This window comes from Rhodanobacter sp. Root480, assembly GCF_001426645.1.
Classification (GTDB): Bacteria; Pseudomonadota; Gammaproteobacteria; order Xanthomonadales; family Rhodanobacteraceae; genus Rhodanobacter; species Rhodanobacter ginsenosidimutans.
Genome location: NZ_LMEX01000001.1, coordinates 987,899 through 1,009,510, shown reverse-complemented (window position 1 = coordinate 1,009,510; position 21,612 = coordinate 987,899). Strand labels below are relative to the sequence as shown.

Genomic DNA, 21,612 nt, shown 5'->3' with positions numbered 1-21,612 from the left:
AAACCGCCGCCGGCATTCCACCGATCATCGTGCATTCGCCGCTTCGTGTGTGCATGGAATGAGGTGCATCGGTGATCCTTTTGGGCGGCCGAATGGTCGGCGGCAGGCCCATGCCGAGCCCGGTCGCGGTAGCATGGCGTCCCCGCAAACCCCGGCGATCCCATGATCAACAACGATGTACTGCGCGCCATCCGCTACATGCTCGATCTCAGCGACGCGAAAGTGGCGCAACTCGTGAACCTGGCCGACCCGACGGTGGAACTGGAGCGGGAGCAGGTGCAGGCGTACCTGAAGAAGGAAGGCGAGCCCGGCTACGAGGAATGCAGCAACCAGGTACTCGTGCTGTTCCTGGACGGTCTGGTCGTGCAACGCCGCGGCCGCGACGAAAGCCAGCCGCCGCGGCCGCCGGAGAAGCGCGTCACCAACAACGTGGTGCTGAAAAAACTGCGCGTCGCCTTCGAGCTGAAGGACGTGGACATGCACCAGATTCTGGAGAGCGCCGGCATGCCGGTGTCCAAGCCCGAGCTGAGCGCACTGTTCCGCCAGAGCGACCACAAGAACTTCAAGCTGTGCGGCGACCAGTTGCTGCGCAATTTCCTGAAGGGGCTGACGATGCGGGTGCGCGGTTGAGCCTGCAGGGCCGTGGTGTGTTGGCTTTTGTTTCTGCAATACCCGGCACTCGCGCAAGGCTATCGCGCACAGGGTGCGCTCCTACGGGCTTTGTGCTCCGGCATTCACCGTGGCCTTGCGCTCCTGCTTGCCCCAGCCCACCGACGGGCCCTTGATGGCCGTCCAGACGGAGCGCACCACCACGTAATACATCAGCTGGCGGTAGCCGAAACGTTGCAGTACCAGCCACCACAGCAGGCTCCATTTTTCCTTCTTCTCCATCGCGAAGGCGAGGGCCGAGGCGGCGAGGTCGACGGCCATGAAGGCGGCGTAGAACACCAGCATGCGGATCAGGTTGGTGTCGTCGAACTGGCCGCGGTGCTGCAGGTAATCCAGTGTGGTGGCCACGATCTGCCAGACCAGCACCAGGTCGACCAGTGGCGAGACCACCGAGAACAGGATCTGGAACAGCCACACCTGCGGCAGTGCCACCGTGCCCAGTGATCCGTGGCGCGGGTTGAAGGTGGCGTCGCGGTGTTTCCACAGGCATTGCAGCGTGCCGTACGACCAGCGGAAGCGCTGGCGCGCGAGGCCGCGTGCGGTGTCGGGCGCTTCGGTCCAGGCGATGGCGTCGGCATCGAACAAGGTGGTGTAGCCGGCTTTCTGCACCGCGATGGTCAGGTCCTGATCCTCGGCCAGGGTGTCGGCGGGGAAGCCACCGAGTTGTTCCAGTGCTTCGCGACGCCATGCGCCGACGGCGCCGGGCACCACGGTGATCGCGCCCAGCGCGGCCAGCGCGCGGCGTTCCAGGTTCTGCGCGGTGATGTACTCCAGCGCCTGCCACAAGGTGATCAGGTTGATCCGGTTGCCGACTTTGGCGTTGCCGGCCACGGCCCCGACCTTCGGGTCGGCGAACCAGCGCACCAGGTGCGGGATGGTGTCCGGCTCGAACTGGGTGTCCGCGTCCAGCGCCACCACCACGGTGCCGCGGGATTCGCGCAATGCGGTGTTGACGGCGTGCGCCTTGCCGCCGTTGGGGATGGTGATCAGGCGCACGCGCGGCTCGTCGGCGTAGTGCTGGCGTACCACGGTGGAGGTGGCGTCGATCGAGCCGTCGTCGACCACGATCACTTCGAGGTTGGTGTAGTGGCTGCGGAGGATCTGCCGGATCGAGCTGGCGATCACCTTTTCCTCGTTGTAGGCCGGAATCAGCACTGACACCAACGGCGGCTCGGCGCCGAGCACCGGCACGATGCGCCGCTTTTCGCGGCGGCGGTTGAGCAGCGCCAGGCCGCCCAATATCAACAGCCGCGCCACACCGAGCGTGATCGCCGTGGTCAGCAGCCAGCGGATGAAGTGGCCGAAAAACCCCAGCCCCAGGAACACCATGCGGTCGGCCCACTGCGACACCGAACCGGGCTGGATGGCGGGCATGGTCTGCGCCTGGGTCAGCCCTGCCAGTGCGGAGACGGTGACGAACTCATAACCCTGCGCGCGCAGGCCGTCGATGATGCGCGGCAGCGCGGCCACGGTTTGCGAGCGCTCGCCGCCGCCATCGTGCAGCAGCACGACCTGGCCCTTGCGGTCGACGTTGGTGGTTTCGATGCCGGCGACCACGTTCTTCACGATCGCATCGACGCCGGGGCGCTGCCAGTCTTCGGCATCCACATGCAGGCCCACCGAGAGGTAGCCCATTTTCTGCGCGATCTGGATCGGCACCAGTTCGTCGGCGGTGGTCGGTTCGGCGTCGCCGAAGTAGGGCGCGCGGAACAGGCGCATCGAGTGCCCGGTGAGCGCCTCGAACAGCCGCTGGGTGGCGTTGAGCTCCAGCGACACGATGCGGGCGGGGCTTTCGCCGAGGTTGGGGTGGGTGAAGGTGTGGTTGCCGACATCGTGGCCTTCGGCGACTTCGCGCTGCACCAGCTTTGGCGACATCTCGGCGTTCTCGCCGATGATGAAGAACGTGGCCGGCACGTGTTTGGCCTTGAGGATATCGAGGATCTGCGGTGTCCACTCCGGGTCCGGGCCATCGTCGAAGGTCAGCGCGATCTTGTGCGGCAGCGTGCCGGCGCGCTGGATCACGTACGAGCTGGGCAGGCTGGCGTAGCTTTCGTCGTCGATGCTGCCGTCGTCCTTGTCGACCTCGATCTTGCGCGCGCCGGGCGATGGCTGCGAGGCGATCTCCAGCACTTCGCCCTGGCCTTCGATGTCGATGTCCTCGCCCGCGCCGATCGAGCGCAATTGATCGGGCGCCCGTGCGCCATAGCGGCGGTCAAGCACCGACCACACCGACGGGTCTTCCGAGCCGAGACGCCACAGGGCATAGCCATAGGGCTTGTACTCGTCGGCGGCGTGGATCTGGTTGTACGCGGTGACGCCGTCGAGAAACCAGACCTGGTGGGTGGTGCCGTCGTCTTCGTCGTAAGAGAAGTGCGGGTTCTGCGTGTCCGGATCGAAACTGATGTCGGCCTGCGCATCCGACGCCCGGTCCATCGCGTCCTGGAAGGTCAGCGCCTCGGCATTGTTGCCGTGCGACCAGTCGTAGCCGTAACCGCCGATCGCCACGATGGTCTGGTCGGGGTCCAGGTCCTTCATGCGTTTTTCGAGCGTGTCCTCGAACCATTGCTGGCCGGCGATGCTGCCCGGGGTCTTGCCGGCCCAATGTTCGTCGTAGGCCATCAGCACCACGAAGTCGACGATGTCGGCGTAGCCGGCGTAATCCCAGTTGGCGTCGTCGAACGGCACCGACAGCACGATGCCCCAGCCATGCGGATCGAACGCGTCGTTGAGTTCGCCGAGGAAGGCTTTCAGGTCGCCTTGCGCGGTATCGGGCACTTCCTCGAAGTCGACCGTCACGCCCTGGAAATGATTGGCCGCGACGAACGCCACGATCTGCGCGATGCGCGCCTGCCGCAACGCCGGGTCGGCCAGCATGCGCGCCAGCCCTGGGCCATCCCAGTTGGCGTCCACCGCGTTCTGCAGCAGCGGCAGGATCGGGGTGGAAGGCTTCTGCTGGCGAATCAGGTCGATCGCCTTGGCGTCGATGCTGGTGTGCAGCGCCATGTCCTTGCCGCTGAGGCTCATCCACGACGGGATCACCCAATCCAGTTGCGGCAGACTGCGCTTCAGCGAGGCATAGCTGTTGTCGTCCCAGTTGACGTAGAAGCCAATTGCCAGCGGCCGGTCGGTGGGCTTGTCCAGCGACAGCGGCGGCACGTGGGTGGCGGGCGCCTTGCTGGCGTGGGTGTGCGGCGCGTGCAGCTGTTTCTGGCGGGCGCGGACTTCGGCGGCCAGTTTCGCGGCGGGCTTCAGCAGTTCCGGCGCGGCGGCCTTGACGTTGGCCAGCGCGTGGCGCGTGCGGGCATGCTCACCGATATGCAGGCCGCCCATGGTCGGCCCCACGAACAGGCTGACGGCGCAGGCCACCACGAACAAGGTACTGATGACGCCAGCCAGCAGGACCAGCAGCGAAACCCGACCGGCGCGGCGGCCGGTAGGATCGAAGAAGACGGGTTTCTTTTGCATGTGCGCTTTCGATGTGGCCACCCGTGGACAGCGTGCGGGGCACGTCTCGACCGGGCGGAGCGAGCGCGATCATAGGCCAAAAACCACAACGGCAGCTGAGGCTCCTCAGCTGATGAGCGGACCGGGTACAGGGTTGTGGAAGTCGTGTGGTGCGAGGTCGCGGGTCAGGCGGAACACGCCCTCATGCACGTGCCTCGGCAACACCACGTCCAGCACCGTGGTCTGGTGCGCGCCCAGCATGTTGAACAGGTCGTCGGCCGCCGCGCTTTGTGCCAGCGCATGGTGCACCAGCCCGGCGAGATCGGCCGGCTGCACTCTTGCCCCGTACGGGCGATGACTGGCCACCGCCGCGCGCAAGGTCTTGCGGCTGTTGCGCGGGTCGGCCACGCGAGCATCCCCAGCCAGCAGGCTGTAGTTGAGATATAGCGATGTCGCGCGGGTTTTTGCATTGGCCTGGCGGTCGACCAGGAAGCCGTCGGGCATCAGGTCGGGACTGGCCTGCGCGCCTGCGGTGAGCAGGAAGCCGGCCTCCGGCAGCGGCTCGCCTGCCTCGTCGGACAGGCGCACGATCAGCAGGCTGCGCGGGTCGTGGATGTGCACGCGCGGGGCAAACGGACCGGCCGGTTCCAGCTCCACCTTGTCCGCATCGCGTGCGTCGTTCTCCTGCTCGAATGCAGTGCACAGCGCGGCGTACGCCGCGGCGCCGCGCACCTGCAGGCAGCGCAGGATCGCGTCCACGGTGGCGGGCGCGGCACTGGCCATGATCCCGTGCGCATCGCCGGAGTGCGACGCACCGGCGATCAGCTTGAACGCGCAGCGGGGACCGCGCTGCAGGTTCAGCGCCAGGGTGTCCACCGTGGCGGCCTTGCCGTCGGACGCCAGCACCGCGTGGCGCGCGTTGAGGTTGGCGGCGGCGATGCGCACCACGCCGTCGGAGCCGTCCTCGCCGGTGTAGCTGTTGAGGTGATCGTAGAACGCGCGGTCGGGACGGTCGCCGGTCAGCACGAACAGGTACTGGCCCACGCTGGTGGGATCGGCGCCATGGATGTAATCCAGATTCAGCGACAGCGACGCATCACTGCCCAGTGCCAGCCAGTCCAGGATGCGCTGGCCCGGCTCCACCCCGTTCCACCACGACTTCAACTTGCCCAGCGTGCCCTTTCCAAGCTGCGCCAGGGCAGAGCCGTAGTTGGCGGGCGCCAGCATCACCAGGTGGCTCAGCTTGATGGTGCTGTGGCTGCCGGGTTTGTCGCGCTGCGCACGCAGCCATTCGCGCACCACCGGACCGCCGGTGGAATGGGTGATGCAGGCAATGCTTGCGTCCAGCAGGTGCAGGTCGCGCAGCGCGTGGTCGAACGCGCGCACCAGGTCGGCCATGGTCACCGCGTCGTCGAAACTCACGTATTCCGAGAGCCAGATGTCCGCCAGCGTCAATGGCATCCCGGCCGCGACAGCCTGCTGCTGCAACTGCCGCGGCAGTTGCCCGTAGGTCGAGGTGTTGGTGACGCTCCAGCCGTGGACGAACACAAGCGTGGTCATGGCACCGCTCCGCGAGGAGATGCTGGGGATGATGGCGCAATGCGTGGCGCGGCGGTACCGGCCAGATGCTGTAGGAATGGCTTGTGGGGCGGCTGTGGGAGCGACTTCAGTCGCGATGCTCTTTGCCGCGGATTCCAGAGCAGAAGCATCGCGACTGAAGTCGCTCCCACAGAGTGGGTCAGGACTCGCGCATCACCATCAGCCGGATCTCGGTCATGTCCTCGATCGCGTAGCGGATACCTTCGCGGCCGAAGCCGGACAGCTTGCCGCCGCCGTAGGGCATGCTGTCCACGCGGAAGCTGGGGATGTCGTTGACGATCACGCCGCCCTGGTCCAGCTCGTTCCAGGCGCGCATGGCGTGGTCCAGGCTGTCGGTGAAGATGCCCGCCTGCAGGCCGTAGTCCGAATCGTTGACCATCGCGATGGCCTCGTCGAACGTGCTGTAGCGCTGCAGCAGGGCGAACGGGCCGAACGCTTCCATGCGGTTGGCCTTGGCGTCGGCCGGCACGTTTTCCATCAGCGTGGCCTGCAGCATGTTGCCCTCGCGCTTGCCGCCGCACAGCAGCTTGCCGCCGGCTTCGCGCGCTTCCTCGATCCAGCCGTGCAGGCGTTTGGCGGCCGCTTCGTCGATCATCGGGCCGAGGAAGGTGTCGTCCTTTTTCGGGTCGCCGCTTTTCAGCTTTTTCGTGGCCGCCACCAGCCGTTTCTTCAGGGCGTCGTAGATGTCGTCGTGCGCATGGATGCGCTGCACACCGATGCAGCTCTGGCCGGACTGGTAGAACGCGCCGAAGATCAGCCGCTCGACCACGTGCTTCAGGTGCGGGCCCTGGTCCGCATCGACGATGCAGGCGGCGTTGCCGCCCAGTTCCAGCACCACTTTCTTGCGGCCGGCACGCGCCTTCAGGTCCCAGCCGATCTGGCTGCCGGTGAACGAGAGGAGTTTGAAGCGCTCGTCCTCGACCAGTGGCGAGGCGTGCTCGCCATCGATGGGGAGGATCGAGAACGCGCCCCTGGGCAGATCCGTCTCGGCCAGGATCTCGCCGATGATCAGCGCCCCGATCGGGGTTTTCTCCGCCGGTTTCAGCACGAACGGGCAGCCTGCGGCGATGGCGGGGGCGACCTTGTGCGCCACCAGGTTCAGCGGGAAATTGAATGGCGTGATGAACGACACCGGTCCCAGCGGCACGCGCTTCGTGTAGCCGTGATAGCCATCCAGACGGCTGGCCAGTTCCAGGTTCAGCGTCTCGCCGTTGATGCGCACGGATTCCTCGGCGGCGATCTGGAAGGTCTCGATCAGCCGCGTCACCTCGCCGGCGGAATCGCGAATCGGCTTGCCGGCCTCGATGCACAAGGCCTCGGCCAGCTCATCGCGGCGCTCGCTGAAGCGCTGCACGCAATGGCGCAGTACCGCCTGCCGCGCCCAGGGCTTGAAGTTGCGCATCGGCGTGGTGGCTTTCACCGCGGCGGCGATGGCCTTCTCGACCGTCTTCGCGTCCGGCACCGCCACGCGGGTGGCGATCCTGCCGCTGTATTTGTCGCGCACGACGAGGTCGGTGTTCGGTTGCTGTGGCTGGTTGGCGAGGTAGTAGGGGTAGCTCTTGTTCAACATGGCGCCTGCCCGCGGTTGCGATCGGGCAAGCATAGGACGTGGCGATGTTCAGAGCCTGTGAGGCGGTTTGCCTGGGCGCATCGTGCTATGGCGTCGGCACTACCGTGCTCGTTGCCGGATGCTATGCTCCCGCACCGTGGACGGTCCCGTTCGATGATCACTGGTCTCGGGATTCGCGGGGCGCGTGGGGCGCATGGTTCGTCGAACGTGGGCACGTGGATGTCCATTGGGTACATGTCATGGAGGATCGATGATTATTTCGTTGAATAAGCGATGGGCGCGGACAATTGTCCTGTTTCTGGCTCTGATGGCGGCACCTGCCATCGGCATGGCCACGGCGTTATGTGCGGATAGCCTGCATGTAGTCACGGCGAGCGATGGCGCGCGGCTTTTCACGGCGACATCCACTCACGCCGGACTCAGCGTGCGGCAGACGTTCGACGATGTGCGGAAGATAGCCGCCGCCGACGGATACGTGATTGCCATCGAGCCGGACTACAGCAGCCCGAATCCCAGCATGGGGATCGGCAAGCCGCCGTCTCCCGTACCGACGCTGGTCCAGGTTCAGCAACCGTCCGGGATTTCATTTACCTCGATTGTGCCGCCCGGCAACGCGAGCAAAGGCGTGCCGGAGCGGCTGTGCGCGATGGTCGGCAAGTTCGAGGCCGGTCGGCCCGCCGTGCCGAATCAGTTCGAACCTGCCATGACGGCGGAGACTCTGGAACAGTCGCGCACCACGATTCCCGTGACCAAGCCGGTCGTGAATATCCTCAAGCCGGACGTACCGTTTGATCTGGCTGCGGCCAAAGCCGCGCTGGAGCCGGGGCGCTCGACCATCAGGGGGCAAGTGTGCGGGAGTTGGCGGGGAAATCTCGTGTTGGGAAGCCAGCCGGTGCTTCTATATCCCGTGACGCCGTATTTGCAACAGATCCTCGCACTCGGCAAGAAGGCAAAACGAGGCAAGGATCAGGTGGTCACGGATCCGGACCTGGTCGTCGCGAGGATGGAAGCGAAGCCCAACGAAAACGGCGAGTTCCAGTTCTCCCGGATGAAGCTTGGCGAGTATTACCTGGTGACCAGCATTTCAGCGGTGCTTGGTGGCTCCCGCGACGTTTATGCCGGGCATGTAGACACGGATTACGGTTCGGGCAACGTGTACACCAGCCAGAACTTCAGTTTCGGATCGGATGCCGGCATCGAGCGGATCGTGGAGGTAAAAAAGGATGGCGATACCGTCAAGGTCACCATGCAACCGCACATCAGCGCGTTCAATCATTCCGGGTTGAGCGGATCGATTCTCGGCTGCAGCAAGTTTGGCAAGAAGGTGTCTCGCGGTATGTAGCGGCGTGGTCGTCAGGCGCCATCCCGGCATGGCTGCCGAACCACGAATCGGGATTCGAGTGGCGGTCGAACGCCCCATTTCATTCGTTTGGTCGAGCCCCTGAACGCACCGGCGGAAGGCAATCGCCGCTTGCGCGGCTCAGTCCTCACACACCCGCAATGCAAGTTCGCCATCCGCCAGCCGAGCGCGCAGCGGTGTGCCGGTGGCGACGTTTGCTGCCGAACGCAGCACCTTGCCGTCGGCGTCGAACATGATGGCGTAGCCACGCTCCAGCGTGGCCAGCGGGCTCACGGCGTGCAGTGCACGGCCGTCGTGGCGCAGTTGGGTCTGGCGCCGCTGCAGCAGTTGGGTGATGGCGCGGCGCAGGCGCTGGTCCTGCTCTGCCAGGCGGCGCTGCAGCAGGGGTAGCTGGTTGCGCGGGTGGCTTGCCAGCAGGCGTGCGTGCAGGCGTTCCAGTCGGGTGCGGCGGCGCTGATCCTGTTCGCGCAGCACGGTGGTCAGGCGGCGTTGCAGATGCACCAGCCGCTCGCGGTCGCGTTGCAGCCGCGCCTGCGGCCGTTGCGCCTGCAGGCGTGCCAGCAGGTGATCGACGCGTTGCGATTGCGCCTGCAGCCGGCCCAGTTGCACTGCCAGCAGGCGCTGCTGCAATTGACGCAGGTGACGGCCCACCGCCACCGCATCGGGCACCAGCAGTTCGGCCGCGGCCGAGGGCGTGGGTGCGCGCAGGTCGGCCACGAAGTCGGCAATGCTGAAATCGATCTCATGGCCCACGGCAGAAATGACCGGAACCGCGCTGGCATGGATGGCCCGTGCCACGATCTCCTCGTTGAACGCCCACAGGTCTTCCAGCGAGCCGCCGCCGCGGGTCAGCAACACCACGTCGTAGCGGGCGCAGGCCGACGCCTTGCGCAGCATCGCCACGATCGCCGGTGGCGCTTCGCGGCCTTGCACCGGTACCGGCAGAATTTCCACGTGGGCCAATGGCCAGCGCCGTGCCAGCACGCTCAATACGTCGCGCACCGCCGCGCCGGTGGCGGAGGTGATCACGCCGATGCGGCGCGCGTAACGCGGCAACGGGCGCTTGCGAGAGGGGTCGAACAGGCCTTCGGCGTTGAGCCTGGCCTTGAGTTGCTCGAACTCCCGCTGCAGCGCGCCTTCGCCCGAGGGCTCCATGTATTCGGCCACCAGCTGGAATTCGCCGCGCGGCTCGTACAAGCCGACCTTGGCGCGCACCATCACCTGCAGGCCATCGACCGGGCGGAAGCGCAGCGTCGACGCCTTCATCTTGAACATCGCACAGCGCACCTGGGCGCCGCTGTCTTTCAGCGTGAAGTACACATGGCCGGAGGCGGGGCGGGCCACGTTGGAAAGCTCGCCCTCGATCCACACCTGCGGCAGTGCATCGCCCAGCAGGTCGCGCACCAGCCGGTTGAGCGAGCTGGGCGTCAGGACATGGCGGGTGGTGCTGTCGAAAGCGGGCATGGGACGGCGAGCCTATCACGCGCCGTCAGACCTAGTCCTGTAGAAACATCCGCTTGGCGAAGCTTTCTGAGAGATTGCTTTGAACAGGCCGCATCCTGCCTCAGCTGCTCTTGCCCGGCGCCGGGCGGCGCCGGCCGCGATACATGCGCCAGGCGGCGATGCCCAGGTTCAGCGCAAACCAGGCGGCCAGCAGGCCGAGCGGCCAGCCGACCCAGGCGGGCCACAGCAGCGACACCACGGCCAGCAAGGTCAGCCCGGCGGTGCCGGCGAACAGCGGGCCGCTGGGGGTGTCGCCCAGCACGCGGCGGTTGCTCAGCACGGCGCCCACCGTGTTGGCAATGCGCAATGCGCCCACCGCGGCGCGGCTGGAACTGCCGCCGGCATGGCGCACCCGGCGCGGCCGGTCCTGACTGCTGCGCACGCGCTCGCTGCCGGGATGGCGGCGACGTGGCGCCAGCACGATCTCGGTGGCGTTCTCCAGGTCGCGCTCGTACTGCGCGGCCAACTGGCCGGCAAAGCCGGCATCCTCCACCGAAACGTCGATCTCGCGGTTGCTCAGCCAACTGGCGATGTTGAGGTTGGACGAACCCACCCGCGCCCACTGGCCGTCGGCCACGGCGGTCTTGGCGTGCAGCATCGAGCCATTCCACTCGAACACGCGGATGCCGGCTTTCAGCAACGGCCGGTAGCCCGAACGCGACATGCTGGCCACCACGGGGATATCGCTGTTGCCTGGCACCAGCAGGCGCACATCCACGCCGTCGCGCGAGGCGGCCACCAGCGCCTGCACGTAAGGCGCCAGGCCCACGAAATACGCGTCGGTAAGCCACAGGGTCTTGCGCGCCATCGAGGCAATCAATTGATCGAGCCGGTACATGCCGGCACTGGCCGGCTGGGTGGCGATCACCCGCAGGGCGACCGAGCCGGCGGGTTCGTCCGGCTCGGGCAAGGGCGCAAACGGTGCCAGCGGCGTGCCGATGCCACCCCAGCTCTGCGCGAACGCGGCTTCCATTTCGGCCACAGCCGGCCCGCGCAGTGCCACGCCGGTGTCGCGCCACGGCGGCACATCGTGCGCGGGATCACCCAGCCACTTCGCGCTGATGCACACGCCGGAAAGAAAACCCTGCACGCCATCGACCACCAGCACCTTGCGATGGTCGCGGCTGAGCCAGCCGAACGATTGCCCCAGTTGCGGTGGATTGAACACCCGCACTTCGCCGCCGGCCGCCCGCAACGGCGCCCAGAAGCGGCTGCGCGACTGGCCCAGGCAACCCATCCAGTCCACCACCACGTTCACCAGCACGCCGGCCTGCGCGCGCTCGACCAGGGCATCGCGGAAAGCGCGGCCCACGTCGTCGTTGCGGATGATGTAATTCTCCAGCAGCACGCGGTTCTGCGCGCCGCGGATCGCCGCCAGCCAGGCCTCGTAGTGGGCAGCGGCATCGATCAGCAACTCCACCGCGTTGCCGTTGAGCAGCGGCGCACCGGCGGCGCGGCTCAGCGCCTGTTCGGCCAGTAATCGGCTCGGTGTAGTGGGGATGAGCGGTAGCGATGACATGGCCCGAGTGTAAGCGAAGCCTTGTTGACGTAGCGCCATCGCCGCGCGGCGCTTCTGGCATGATCGCAGGCATGCCGATCCGTCGCCTTTACGCCGATACCGCCACCTGCGCGCAGCAGGTCGCCGACGCGCTTGGCCCGGACCTGCGCGTGGCCGCGCCCTTGGGGCTGGGCAAACCGCATGGCCTGCTCAACGCGCTGTACGCGTTGACCGCCGCGGACACCACCCGGTCGATGCGTTTGTACACGGCGCTGTCGCTGACGCGTCCGCGACCCAAGCCGGGGCTGGAGGCGCGTTTCCTCGAACCTTTCCTGCGGCGGCATTTCGGTGCCAACCAGATTGACCCGCAGTACGCGATCGACCAGGCGCGCGATGCCTTGCCGCCCAATGTCGAGGTGCACGAGTTCTACCTGCAGTCGGGTGCGCTGCTGCATTCGGCCAGCGCGCAGCGCAGCTACATCAGCCAGAACTACACCCACGTGGCGCGCGACCTGGTGCTGCAGGAGATCAACCTGCTGGTGCAACTGGTGGCGCGGCGCGAGGACCCCGACGGCGTGCACTACAGCTTGTCGAGCAACCCCGACCTGACCCTGGATTTCCTGCGCCAGATGCAAGCCGCCGGCAAGGCGCGGCCGTTGTGCGTGGCCGTGGTGCATCCGGATCTGCCGTACATGAGTGGCGCGGCCGAAGTGCCCGAAAGTTTCTTCGACATCGAACTGCAGCCGGCAACCTCGCCACCGCTGTTCGCATTGCCGCGCCTGCCGCTGGACGTGGCCGAATATGCGTTGGGCCTGCACGCCAGTGCGCTGGTGAAGGATGGCGGCTGCCTGCAGATCGGCATCGGCGCGTTGTCCGATGCGCTGGTCAAGGCGCTGCTGTTGCGCCAGCAGTCCAACAGCGCGTGGCGCGGCGCGCTGGCGTCGCTGGATGCGGGCGGCAACACGCGCACGCTGGCCGGCTACCTGGGTGGTACGGCGCCTTTGGTCACCGGCCTGTACGGTGCCAGCGAGATGGTGATGGACGGCTTCATGCATCTGCAGCGCGGCGGCATCCTGAAGCGCCGCAGCTGGGACAACCTGGCGCTGGAACGCGCCTCCGTCGCGGGCCGGTTGAATCCGGCGACGCCGGGCGGGCATTTCCTGCGCGGCGCGTTCTTCCTGGGTTCGCGCGAGTTGTACGCATGGCTCGGCGAGACCGAGGCGGCCGATCCCGATGCGATCGACATGTGCCCGGTGTCCCACGTCAACCAGTTGTACGGCGACCACCAGACGCTGGCCGCCTTGCAGCGGCGCGGCGCACGCTTCTTCAACACCTGCATGATGGCCACGCTGCTGGGCGCGGCGGTTTCCGACACGCTGGAGGAGGGCGCGGTGGTCAGCGGCGTGGGCGGCCAGTACAACTTCGTGGCGATGGCGCACGAGTTGGCCGACGGGCGCTCGGTGCTGCTGCTGCGCGCCACCCGCATGGGCCGCAACGGCCTGGAAAGCAACATCCGCTGGAACTACGGCCAGACCACCATCCCCCGGCATCTGCGCGATATCTACGTCAGCGAATACGGCGTGGCCGACCTGCGCGGCAAGAGCGACAGCGAGTGCGTGGAGGCGATGCTGTCGATCAGCGACGCCTGCTTCCTCGACGCGCTGTGCGCGGAGGCCAAGGCGCATGGCAAGCTGGCGCCGGACTTCGTGATACCCGCCGCCTGGCGCCACAACCGCCCCGACTGCCTGCGCCAGTCGCTGGCGCCGCTGCAGCGCAAGGGCCTGCTGCCCACGTTCCCGTTCGGCAGCGATTTCGACGACGTGGAACAGCGGCTGCTGCCGGCGTTGAACTGGCTGAAAGGCTGCGCCCTCAGCTGGCGTGGAAAGTGGCGGCTGCTGAAGGCCGTGATCCGGCCAGGCGACGCGGTGACGGGCGAAGCCGAGGCCTTGAAGCGGATGGGCCTGGCGGCGCCGGCGACGTGGAAGGATCGGCTGCAGCAGCGGGTGTTGCTGGCGGCGTTGCGGAATACCCGGTAGGAGCGGTTGCTGTGGGAGCGACCTCAGTCGCGATGCTCTTTGTTTGGGGGCCAGAGCAGAAGCACCTCGACTGAAGGTTCCTACGCCGGTCGCGGCAAAGGTTCGACCATCCCGCGGCGCTCTACCCGGCGTGGCCACGATGTCCAGGACTACGAAATCGCATTCCGCCAGAAGTAAGATTGTGACCGAACGAACAACGCATCCATCAGGCCGGTAGCTGGTAGCCAGAAGCGCATTTGAACGACCCCAGGGAGTTCCTGTCCATGACTGACACGCACCACGGAACAACAACTCAACTCGTGCCCGTTACGCTGTCCGGCATGGGTCATACCTATCTCGACCAATCGATGGTTCCAAAGGTCAACGCTTTCATAGCGAATGCGCGAGCTCACGGTGTAAGCCTCCATTTCAATAGCGCGTTCAGGACCCCAGAACATCAGGAACGGTTGCACCACGATCCCAACGCCATTACCCCGGCCACGCACAGTCTTCATTCGGCCGGGTTTGCCGTCGATGTGAATTATTCGACCGTCAGCGAAGCGCAGCGTGAAATCATTCGAACGGCCGCACACAATGCGGGATTGAGCTGGGGCGGCAATTTTCACCGGCGCGACCCGCCGCATTTTTATGTGGATCCGCCCATAGACAGAAACACGGCTATCGCGAATGCAACCCGGCAATATAACGAGCTGACCGGACGCCATCGGTCGCGCGCGCCTGAGCACCACGACGCACCAACTCACCAGCAAAACGCGCAGCAGGCGTCGCCAGGATATCCGGCACCTGGTACATCAGCGCAGGTATCACCACGTCTGGACGAAGCCTCACATCCGGATCACACGCTATTTCAGCAGGCGTATGCCGGTGTGAAAAAAATTGATGCCGAGCGAGGCCGCGCGTCGGATCGTATCAGTAAAAACCTGGCCGGTGCATTGGCTGTCGAGGCAAAATCGCAGGGCTTGAAGCAAATCGACAGTGTTGTTCTGAGCGACGATGGTTCCAAGGCGTTTGCTGCTGAGCAACCCATGCTTGGCGTGGTAACGAAGGTCGCAAATGTAGATACGGTCAGAGCGGTCAATATGTCGATCGAGCAAAGCACACAGCAGATGGCGCAGGTCAATCAGACCTTGCAACAGCAAGGCCAGCACAGGGCGCAGCAGATGGCTCAACAGGGAAACCTGCAGGTGACCGTCACACAGAATGTTTCATGCATGGGTTAGGGCATGGGCCGATGATTGACGATTTCGGGAGCAAGACGATGAAACGGATGAACCATGTATTCCTGATGATGCTTGTTTTCAGCATCTTCTTGACGGCGGCCACCGCTGCTACCGCCGGGCAACCGAAGCCGACGGGCATGTTTTCGAACATGGCATACAACGACGAAGGAGGCGACCTGCTTGGGACGGAGATTTTCGTCACCTATGCTCGCGACGGCTACTTTGTCGTCTATCAATCGAGCGAGGGTGACCCAACAACGCCCGTGGTGGTACCCGCGACAATATCCGGTACATCAATCAAATTTTCGGTACCAAAATCCGTCGATCCTCGCGGCAACTTTGTCGGAACGATCGGACCACAAGAGCTGACCGGATCGTTCTCGGCAAACAAAGAGGTCATCCATCTCAAGCGCAAGGCCAGTTACTGGCAGTGAGGATTGATACAAGGCGGAGCGGTGAATTCTCGCGGATGTGCGCCGTTGTGCTGGCTCCTGGTTAGTCACCAGGGCGCATCTTTTTCATCCGTGTCCGCAGGCGGGTCATCCATCAACGGCAGCACGGCGGGGCTGTCCAGGTCGTCGAATTGCTGGTGGTTGACCGCCCAGAAGAACAGCGCCACGGCCACGCCGATGACGATCAGGGTGACGGGGATCAGGATCAGCAGGATGTTCATCTGGAGGCTCCCCGCGCGGGCGTGGTCGTGCCGACCCGTTGCGCGTTGAGCACGACCACCAGCGAGCTCAAGGTCATGCCGATGCCGGCCAGCCACGGCGGCACCAGCCCGAACGCGGCGAACGGCACCGCGCAGAAATTGTAGGCCAGCGACCAGCGCCGGCTCTGGGCGACCACGTGACGCACCTGACGCGCGATCACGCGGGCGCTGGCCAGGCCATCCAGACGTCCATCCAGCAACAGCAGGTCGGCGTGCGCCTGGGCCAGGCCGGTGCCGCTGTCGAGCGCGGCGGAAACGTCGGCGCCGGCCAGGAGGGGGGCGTCGTTGGTGCCGTCGCCCACGGCCAGGGTGACATGACCTTGTGCCCGCGCGCCCTGCAGCACGGCGAGCTTGTCCGCCGGGGTTTGCCGCGCATGCCAGTCGTCGATACCCACCGCGCTGGCCAGCGGGGCCACGCGTTCAGCCACGTCGCCGCTGGCGATGGCGCAGGCGATGTTGTCGGCGCGAAGAAATTCCACGGTGTCCGCGGCGTCGGATCGGGCTCGTTCGTCCAAATGAAACGCGGCGATGGCGCCCTGCGCATCGGCCAGTACCAGGGTGCCCGCAGCCAGCGCGGACGCGTTTTCGCCGCTGTGTTCCAGCGCAAAATCCGCGCGGCCCAGGCGCAGGGCACGGCCGTCCAGTTCGCCACGGATGCCCGCGCCGGCGACGACTTGCATCGCGGTGGCGCGTATCGGGGAACCATGCGCGGCGGCTTCCGCGGCCAGCGCGCGGGCCAGCGGGTGCGAGCTTTCGCGCGCCAGTGCGGCGGCCCATTGCAGGGTGCGGGCGGGGTCGTCGCCGCGCAACGGTTCCACCGTGGCCAGCGACAGTTGCGGGGTGGCCAGCGTGCCGGTCTTGTCGAACAGTGCGAAATCGACCCGCGCCAGCGGCTCCAGCGCCGCGCTGTCGGTCACCAGCACGCCGCGCTGCGCCAGTACGCCCAGCGCGCGGGTGAGGGTGGCCGGCAAGGTCAGCGCGAAAGCGCAGGGGCAGGCCACCACCAGCACCGCTACCGCGGCTTCGAACGCACGCGTGGGATCGACCAGCAACCAGCCCAGCGCGGTCAGCAGCGTCAGCAGCAATACGCGGGCCACGAAGCGGCTGGCGTCGCGTTCGCTGGCCAGCATCGAGGGCGAACGGGCCTGGCGTGCTCGCGCCGCCAGTGCGCCCAGCCGCGCCGCGACCGTATGCGAGCCGCTGGATTCCACCCGCAGTTGCGCCGGCCCGGTCAGTACCACGCTGCCGGCCACCAGCCGCTCGCCGGCATGCCGGGTGACCGGCCGCGATTCGCCGGAAAGCAGCGCTTCGTCGACACGCACCGTATGGCCTTCCAGCACGCCGTCGGCGGGCACCGTGCCACCCTCGCTGACGTGGACCAGGTCGCCGGGGGCCAGCTCGATAGCGGCCACGGTTTCCAGTTGGCCATCGCTGCGGCGGCGTTCGGCCAGCAGTGGCGTGGCATCGATCACCGCATCGCCCAGCGCGCTGCTGCGATGGCGTGCGCGCAGTTCCAGGTAGCGTCCGCCCAGCAGCAGGAACACAAACATGCTGACCGAGTCGAAATAGATCTCGCCGTCGCCGCGCAGCGTGTTGACGGAGCTGGCCAGGAACACCAGCGCCACCGCCAGCGCCACCGGCAGGTTGATCCCCAGCCGTCGCTGGCGCAACTCGGCCTGCGCGCCGGCGAAAAACGGTTGCGCCGAATAGAACACCACCGGAATGGTGGACAACAGGCTCAGCCAGCGGAACAGCCCGCGGGTGGTGAAGTCCACGAAATCGACCGCGCCGATGTACATCACGAACGCGTAGGTCATCACCTGCATGGCGAACATGCCGCCGACCAGCAGGCGCTTCAGTGCCGCATGCATCTCGATCGCGCGGGCGTCGTCGATGCTGTCGTGGCGCAGCGGCTGCGCGGTGCAATGCGTGCTGGCGAAAACGGCGAGCAGGCGCGGCAACGGCGTGCGCCGCGCGTCCCACACCACCCGCACGCGTCCGGCCGGTGCATCGATGGCCACGCGTTTCACGCCGGGCAAGGCGTGGATCAACTGCTCCAGGGTCAGGATCTGGCGGGCGTCATGCAGGCCGTCGACGCGAAGGGCGATTTCGCTGCGGCCATCGCGGCGCGGGCGCATGACCTGCGCGGCGAGTTGCGGGTGCGCCCAGGCCGCGTAGGCATTCATCGCGGGCTGGCGGGCGGCGGGCCGTGGCTGCTGTGCGCAGCGGACGGCACGCCGAACAGGCCGCTGCCGGCATGTTCCACCGGCGTATCGGGATGGTGCGCGGCGACCACGATGATCCACACGCAACCGGCCAGCGAAGCCACGAACAGCGCCACTCCCAGCCACACGATCGGCTGGCGATACCACGCTGCCCTGGCGGGTACCGGCACCGGGTCAGCGCTGGGCATGGCCTTGGCTCGCGGCGGCATCGCCCTGGTGCGAGAGGTGGTAGACGTAAGCGGCCAGTACGCGGATCTGGTCACTGGTCAGGCGCGTGCTCCACGCCGGCATGGCACCCTGGCGACCGCCGCCGATCGAGTGTTCGATGTCCTCCAGCTTGCCGCCGTGCAACCAGATGTGGTCGGTGAGGTTGGGCGCGCCCAAGGCGGGATTGCCCTTGCCGTCGGGGCCGTGGCAGGCCGCGCAGGTGGTGAACAGCGGCTTGCCGGCCGCCGCCTTGGCTGCGTCGTGCGGCGAGTCGGACAGGCTCAACACGTACTGGGCCAGGTTCTTGACGTTGTCCTCGCCCAGGCTGGCCCACGGCGGCATCAAGCCGCTGCGGCCATCGTGGATGCTGGCCAGGATGTCCGCGCCGGTACCGCCGTACAGCCAGTCGTTGTCGATCAGGCTGGGCGCGCCCACCTTGACGTTGCCGTAGCCGCCGCGGCCGTGGCAGGCGGCGCAGTTGTCCACGAACAGCCGCCCACCCATTTGCAGCGCGGCGGGGTCATTGGCCAGTTGCTCCACCGGGTACTGGCGAAAGCGCTCCAGCAGCTCATCCAGTTTCGCGTCGTTGGCGGCTTCATCCCTGGCCAGCTCGCCGTGCGAGGTCCAGCCGAGGATGCCCTTGTGGCTGCCGAAGCCCGGGTACAGCACCAGGTAGGCGAACCCGGCCAGGAACATCGCGCCGGAAAACAGCAGCCACCACAACGGCAGGTTGCGCACGCCTTCGCGCACGGTGCCGTGCGCCCAGACGTGGCCGCTGGTCTGGTCGGGCAGGGTGGGGATCTTGGCCCGCGGCGCCCACAGGAAAAGGAAGAACGTGATGCCCAGGTTCAGCACCACCAGGAACATTACCCACAACGACAATCCAGTGGTCACGGCTGGTCGCTCCCCTGGTTGTCGGCGACGTCCTTTTTGGCAATGTCGGCCGGGTCGGGCAGCGGGCCCTCGGGTTTGTCTTCCATCGGAATCTCCGACATCCGCTTGAACGTTGAACGATGGCGCTTGCGCCAGGCCCAGACCCAGATGCCGATGAAGATCAGCATCAGCACCACGGTCACCACGCCGGTGATATGGCCCCAGATCGGATTCATCATGGCTTGTCTCCGTGGCCGGCCGGCACCGGCACGGCAGCGACCGGCTCGTTCTTGATGCCCAGCCCCTGCAGGTAGGCGATCAGCGCATCCATCTCGGTCTTGCCGGCCAGCGCCTCGTTGGCCCTGGCAATGTCGTCGTCGCTGTACGGGTCACCCAGCCGGCGCAGGGTGCGCATGCGCGCCTGCACGTCGGCGATGTCCAGCTTGTTGTCATTCAGCCAGGGATACGCCGGCATGTTCGACTCCGGCTCCACCTGACGCGGGTCCTCCAGGTGCAGGCGCTGCCAATGGTCGGAATACTTGCCGCCCACGCGGGCCAGGTCCGGTCCGGTGCGCTTGGAGCCCCACTGGAACGGTCGGTCGTAGACCGACTCCTCCGCGGTGGAGAAGTGCCCGTAGCGCTGCGTCTCCGCCCGCAAGGCGCGGATCATCTGCGAGTGGCACAGGTAGCAGCCTTCGCGCACATACACGTCGCGACCGGCCAGGCGCAGCGCGTCATAGGGTTTCACCCCCGGCGGCGCCTTCACCGAATGCGCCTGGATGAACAGGGGCGTGATCTCGGCCAGGCCGCCGATGGACACCATGATCGCAATCAGGACGCCGAGCAGGCCGGCGTGCTTCTCGATGACTTCGAAATGTTTATAGGCCATGGTTGAGCTCTATTTGAAGAGTGCGGCGATGGATGGCCGCCTTTGGGCTTGCAGGGCCGGAAGGGTTTGCAGAATCGGTAACCCGATCGAAGTGGCGATCACGGACGAGCGCATCAGCCAGGCTCCTCAATTGGCCGCGGGCAGGGGCACCGGCACCTGGTGCGGGTAGGGCTCGGGGATGGGCACGGGGATCGGCTTGATCAATCGCGCACGCGCATCGGCTGCGGTGTGCCACAGGTTCCAGGCCATGATCACCATGCCGCTGAGCACGAACACGCCACCCAGCCAGCGGATCCAGTACATCGGCTTGACCGCGATCAGGCTGTCGATGAACGCATACGCCAGCGAACCATCGGGCAGCGTCTTGCGCCACATCAGGCCTTCGGTGACGCCAGCCGTCCACATCGAACCCACGTACAGCAGCAGGCCCATGGTGTGGATCCAGAAGTGCCACTCCATGCCCTTGCGCGAGTACATCTTCTCCTGCCCCAGCGCGCGCGGCGCCATTGCATACAGCGAGCCGATGGTGATCATCGCCACCCAGCCCAGCGAGCCCGAATGCACGTGCGCGATGGTCCAGTCGGTGTAGTGCGACAGCGAGTTCACCGTCTTGATCGCCATCATCGAGCCTTCGAAGGTCGAGGCGGCGTAGAACACCAGCGACAGCACCATGAACTTGGCCGCCGGGTCCATCTTCAGCCTGTGCCACGAGCCGTTGAAGGTGAGCAGGCCGTTCGCGGCCGAGCCCAGGCTGGGCATCAGCAGCACCAGCGAGAACGCCATGCCCACCGACTGCACCCAGTCGGGCAGGGCGGTGTACATCAGATGGTGCGCGCCGGCCCACATGTAGACCGAGATCAGCGCCCAGAAATTGACGATCGAGAAGCGGTAGCTCCACAGCGGCTGTTGCGCCTGCCGCGGCACGAAGTAATACATCATGCCGAGGAAGCCGGCGGTGAGGAAAAACGCCACCGCGTTGTGGCCGTACCACCACTGCACCATCGCATCGACCACGCCGGCGTAGACCGGGTACGACTTGAACAGCGATGCGGGCAGCGCGAGGTTGTTGACGATGTGCAGCAGGCCTACCGCGATGATGAAGGCGCCGTAGTACCAGTTCGCCACGTAGATGTGCTTGATCCGGCGCCGCGTCAGGCTGCCGAAGAACACCACGCCGAAGCTCACCCACACGATCGCGATCAGGATGTCGATGAACCACTCGGGCTCGGCGTACTCCTTGCTCTGGGTGATGCCCAGCGGCATCGTCACCATCGCCAGCACGCAGACCAGTTGCCAACCCCAGAAGGTGAAGCCCGCCAGTTTGGTGAACGCCAGCCGCGCATGGCCGGTGCGTTGCACCACGTAGTAGCAGGTGCCCATCAGCGCCGAGCCGCCGAACGCGAAGATCACGCCGAAGGTGTGGTCGGGGCGGATGCGGCTGAAGGTCAGCCACGAGGTGTCGAAATTCAGCGCGGGCCAGGCCAGTTCGGCAGCGGCATATACGCCCACCGACATGCCGATGATCCCCCACACGGCGGCAGCCAGCAGGAACTGACGCACCACTCTGTCGTTGTAATACTCGGTGTTCGGCATGCGGATCCCCGACGGTTAACTGCGCTATTTTGCGTAAAGCGTGACGCGATGCCATGACGCCAATCAAGCCGCTGCGACAATGCGTACCGAACTGCCCGGTGCGCTCCCAGTCTGGCAGCTGCGGCTTGCAGCTTTCGTGAAAGATATCCCGTGCCGCTCGATGGCGCGCGCCGGCCACCTTCGCTCCATGGCGCCATCGGGCCGGGTCATCGGA

At 66.2% G+C, this 21,612-nt stretch carries 17 protein-coding genes; 5 read left to right on the top strand and 12 right to left on the bottom strand.

Features of this window, described 5'->3' with window-relative positions:
• Positions 1–162: 162 nt before the first annotated feature.
• Positions 163–630, top strand: coding sequence for a DUF1456 family protein (locus ASD22_RS04760; protein WP_056079580.1), 468 nt, complete (start codon positions 163–165; stop codon positions 628–630).
• Between the two features lie 81 nt (positions 631–711).
• On the opposite strand, the gene ASD22_RS04755 is transcribed toward ASD22_RS04760, so the two are convergent.
• The 3 genes from ASD22_RS04755 to ASD22_RS04745 form a co-directional block, all read right to left on the bottom strand.
• Complete coding sequence (locus ASD22_RS04755; RefSeq protein WP_056079577.1) at positions 712–4,134, bottom strand: glycosyltransferase; 3,423 nt, start codon at positions 4,132–4,134, stop codon at positions 712–714.
• Positions 4,135–4,239: 105 nt separating this feature from the next.
• Complete coding sequence (locus ASD22_RS04750; RefSeq protein WP_056079574.1) at positions 4,240–5,673, bottom strand: hypothetical protein; 1,434 nt, start codon at positions 5,671–5,673, stop codon at positions 4,240–4,242.
• A 178-nt stretch (positions 5,674–5,851) separates the two neighbouring features.
• Positions 5,852–7,282, bottom strand: coding sequence for an aldehyde dehydrogenase family protein (locus tag ASD22_RS04745; protein ID WP_056079571.1), 1,431 nt, complete (start codon positions 7,280–7,282; stop codon positions 5,852–5,854).
• A gap of 250 nt (positions 7,283–7,532) precedes the next feature.
• Here ASD22_RS04745 and ASD22_RS04740 point away from each other — a divergent pair, with 250 nt between their 5' ends.
• Positions 7,533–8,624 carry a hypothetical protein gene (locus tag ASD22_RS04740; protein ID WP_056079568.1) on the top strand — a complete coding sequence of 364 codons (1,092 nt, stop codon included), beginning with the start codon at positions 7,533–7,535 and terminating at the stop codon, positions 8,622–8,624.
• A 138-nt stretch (positions 8,625–8,762) separates the two neighbouring features.
• Here the strand turns inward: ASD22_RS04740 and xseA are convergent, their stop codons facing one another.
• Both xseA and ASD22_RS04730 read right to left on the bottom strand, forming a co-directional pair.
• Positions 8,763–10,106 carry an exodeoxyribonuclease VII large subunit gene (gene xseA, locus ASD22_RS04735; protein WP_056079565.1) on the bottom strand — a complete coding sequence of 448 codons (1,344 nt, stop codon included), beginning with the start codon at positions 10,104–10,106 and terminating at the stop codon, positions 8,763–8,765.
• Positions 10,107–10,206: 100 nt separating this feature from the next.
• Positions 10,207–11,664, bottom strand: a complete 1,458-nt coding sequence (locus tag ASD22_RS04730) for a phospholipase D-like domain-containing protein (RefSeq protein WP_056079562.1) — start codon at positions 11,662–11,664, stop codon at positions 10,207–10,209.
• A 71-nt stretch (positions 11,665–11,735) separates the two neighbouring features.
• On the opposite strand from ASD22_RS04730, the gene ASD22_RS04725 reads away from it, so the two are divergent.
• The 3 genes from ASD22_RS04725 (at position 11,736) to ASD22_RS04715 (ending at position 15,333) form a co-directional block, all read left to right on the top strand.
• On the top strand, positions 11,736–13,679 hold the full coding sequence (locus tag ASD22_RS04725; protein ID WP_235577523.1) for an acetyl-CoA hydrolase/transferase C-terminal domain-containing protein: 1,944 nt from the start codon (positions 11,736–11,738) through the stop codon (positions 13,677–13,679).
• A gap of 263 nt (positions 13,680–13,942) precedes the next feature.
• Positions 13,943–14,899, top strand: a complete 957-nt coding sequence (locus tag ASD22_RS16310) for an XVIPCD domain-containing protein (RefSeq protein ID WP_156458941.1) — start codon at positions 13,943–13,945, stop codon at positions 14,897–14,899.
• An 11-nt stretch (positions 14,900–14,910) separates the two neighbouring features.
• Complete coding sequence (locus ASD22_RS04715; protein WP_056079555.1) at positions 14,911–15,333, top strand: hypothetical protein; 423 nt, start codon at positions 14,911–14,913, stop codon at positions 15,331–15,333.
• A 65-nt stretch (positions 15,334–15,398) separates the two neighbouring features.
• On the opposite strand, the gene ccoS is transcribed toward ASD22_RS04715, so the two are convergent.
• The 7 genes from ccoS to ccoN all read right to left on the bottom strand — a co-directional run bounded on the left by ccoS (position 15,399) and on the right by ccoN (position 21,398).
• Complete coding sequence (gene ccoS, locus ASD22_RS04710; RefSeq protein WP_056079553.1) at positions 15,399–15,572, bottom strand: cbb3-type cytochrome oxidase assembly protein CcoS; 174 nt, start codon at positions 15,570–15,572, stop codon at positions 15,399–15,401.
• Positions 15,569–17,797, bottom strand: a complete 2,229-nt coding sequence (locus ASD22_RS04705) for a heavy metal translocating P-type ATPase (RefSeq protein ID WP_056079551.1) — start codon at positions 17,795–17,797, stop codon at positions 15,569–15,571. The genes ccoS and ASD22_RS04705 overlap by 4 nt, the downstream gene beginning before the upstream one ends.
• Entirely contained in the window at positions 17,794–18,024 is a 231-nt protein-coding gene (locus tag ASD22_RS04700; RefSeq protein WP_056079549.1) for a hypothetical protein, read from the bottom strand. The genes ASD22_RS04705 and ASD22_RS04700 overlap by 4 nt, the downstream gene beginning before the upstream one ends.
• Complete coding sequence (gene ccoP, locus ASD22_RS04695) at positions 18,011–18,937, bottom strand: cytochrome-c oxidase, cbb3-type subunit III (protein ID WP_056079547.1); 927 nt, start codon at positions 18,935–18,937, stop codon at positions 18,011–18,013. The genes ASD22_RS04700 and ccoP overlap by 14 nt, the downstream gene beginning before the upstream one ends.
• The gene (locus tag ASD22_RS04690; RefSeq protein WP_235577522.1) at positions 18,934–19,155 is read right to left on the bottom strand and encodes a cbb3-type cytochrome c oxidase subunit 3; all 222 of its coding nucleotides are present in this window, start codon (positions 19,153–19,155) and stop codon (positions 18,934–18,936) included. Before ASD22_RS04690 ends, ccoP begins: the two co-directional genes overlap by 4 nt.
• Entirely contained in the window at positions 19,152–19,805 is a 654-nt protein-coding gene (gene ccoO, locus ASD22_RS04685) for a cytochrome-c oxidase, cbb3-type subunit II (RefSeq protein ID WP_056079543.1), read from the bottom strand. The genes ASD22_RS04690 and ccoO overlap by 4 nt, the downstream gene beginning before the upstream one ends.
• 126 nt (positions 19,806–19,931) lie before the next feature.
• A complete protein-coding gene (ccoN, locus tag ASD22_RS04680; protein ID WP_056079540.1) occupies positions 19,932–21,398 on the bottom strand; it encodes a cytochrome-c oxidase, cbb3-type subunit I in 1,467 nt (488 codons plus the stop codon).
• Between the last annotated feature and the right edge of the window lie 214 nt (positions 21,399–21,612).

What these genes read in the sequence shown, in the direction of transcription:
- ASD22_RS04700 (WP_056079549.1), bottom strand. Translation starts at nt 18,024, where the DNA reads ATGCCCAGCGCTGACCCGGTGCCGGTACCCGCCAGGGCAGCGTGGTAT.
- ASD22_RS04745 (WP_056079571.1), bottom strand. Translation starts at nt 7,282, where the DNA reads ATGTTGAACAAGAGCTACCCCTACTACCTCGCCAACCAGCCACAGCAA.
- ccoS (WP_056079553.1), bottom strand. Translation starts at nt 15,572, where the DNA reads ATGAACATCCTGCTGATCCTGATCCCCGTCACCCTGATCGTCATCGGC.
- ASD22_RS16310 (WP_156458941.1), top strand. Translation starts at nt 13,943, where the DNA reads ATGACTGACACGCACCACGGAACAACAACTCAACTCGTGCCCGTTACG.
- ccoO (WP_056079543.1), bottom strand. Translation starts at nt 19,805, where the DNA reads ATGGCCTATAAACATTTCGAAGTCATCGAGAAGCACGCCGGCCTGCTC.
- ASD22_RS04760 (WP_056079580.1), top strand. Translation starts at nt 163, where the DNA reads ATGATCAACAACGATGTACTGCGCGCCATCCGCTACATGCTCGATCTC.
- ASD22_RS04740 (WP_056079568.1), top strand. Translation starts at nt 7,533, where the DNA reads ATGATTATTTCGTTGAATAAGCGATGGGCGCGGACAATTGTCCTGTTT.
- ASD22_RS04705 (WP_056079551.1), bottom strand. Translation starts at nt 17,797, where the DNA reads ATGAATGCCTACGCGGCCTGGGCGCACCCGCAACTCGCCGCGCAGGTC.
- ASD22_RS04750 (WP_056079574.1), bottom strand. Translation starts at nt 5,673, where the DNA reads ATGACCACGCTTGTGTTCGTCCACGGCTGGAGCGTCACCAACACCTCG.
- ASD22_RS04725 (WP_235577523.1), top strand. Translation starts at nt 11,736, where the DNA reads ATGCCGATCCGTCGCCTTTACGCCGATACCGCCACCTGCGCGCAGCAG.
- ASD22_RS04715 (WP_056079555.1), top strand. Translation starts at nt 14,911, where the DNA reads ATGATTGACGATTTCGGGAGCAAGACGATGAAACGGATGAACCATGTA.
- ASD22_RS04690 (WP_235577522.1), bottom strand. Translation starts at nt 19,155, where the DNA reads ATGATGAATCCGATCTGGGGCCATATCACCGGCGTGGTGACCGTGGTG.
- ASD22_RS04755 (WP_056079577.1), bottom strand. Translation starts at nt 4,134, where the DNA reads ATGCAAAAGAAACCCGTCTTCTTCGATCCTACCGGCCGCCGCGCCGGT.
- xseA (WP_056079565.1), bottom strand. Translation starts at nt 10,106, where the DNA reads ATGCCCGCTTTCGACAGCACCACCCGCCATGTCCTGACGCCCAGCTCG.
- ASD22_RS04730 (WP_056079562.1), bottom strand. Translation starts at nt 11,664, where the DNA reads ATGTCATCGCTACCGCTCATCCCCACTACACCGAGCCGATTACTGGCC.
- ccoN (WP_056079540.1), bottom strand. Translation starts at nt 21,398, where the DNA reads ATGCCGAACACCGAGTATTACAACGACAGAGTGGTGCGTCAGTTCCTG.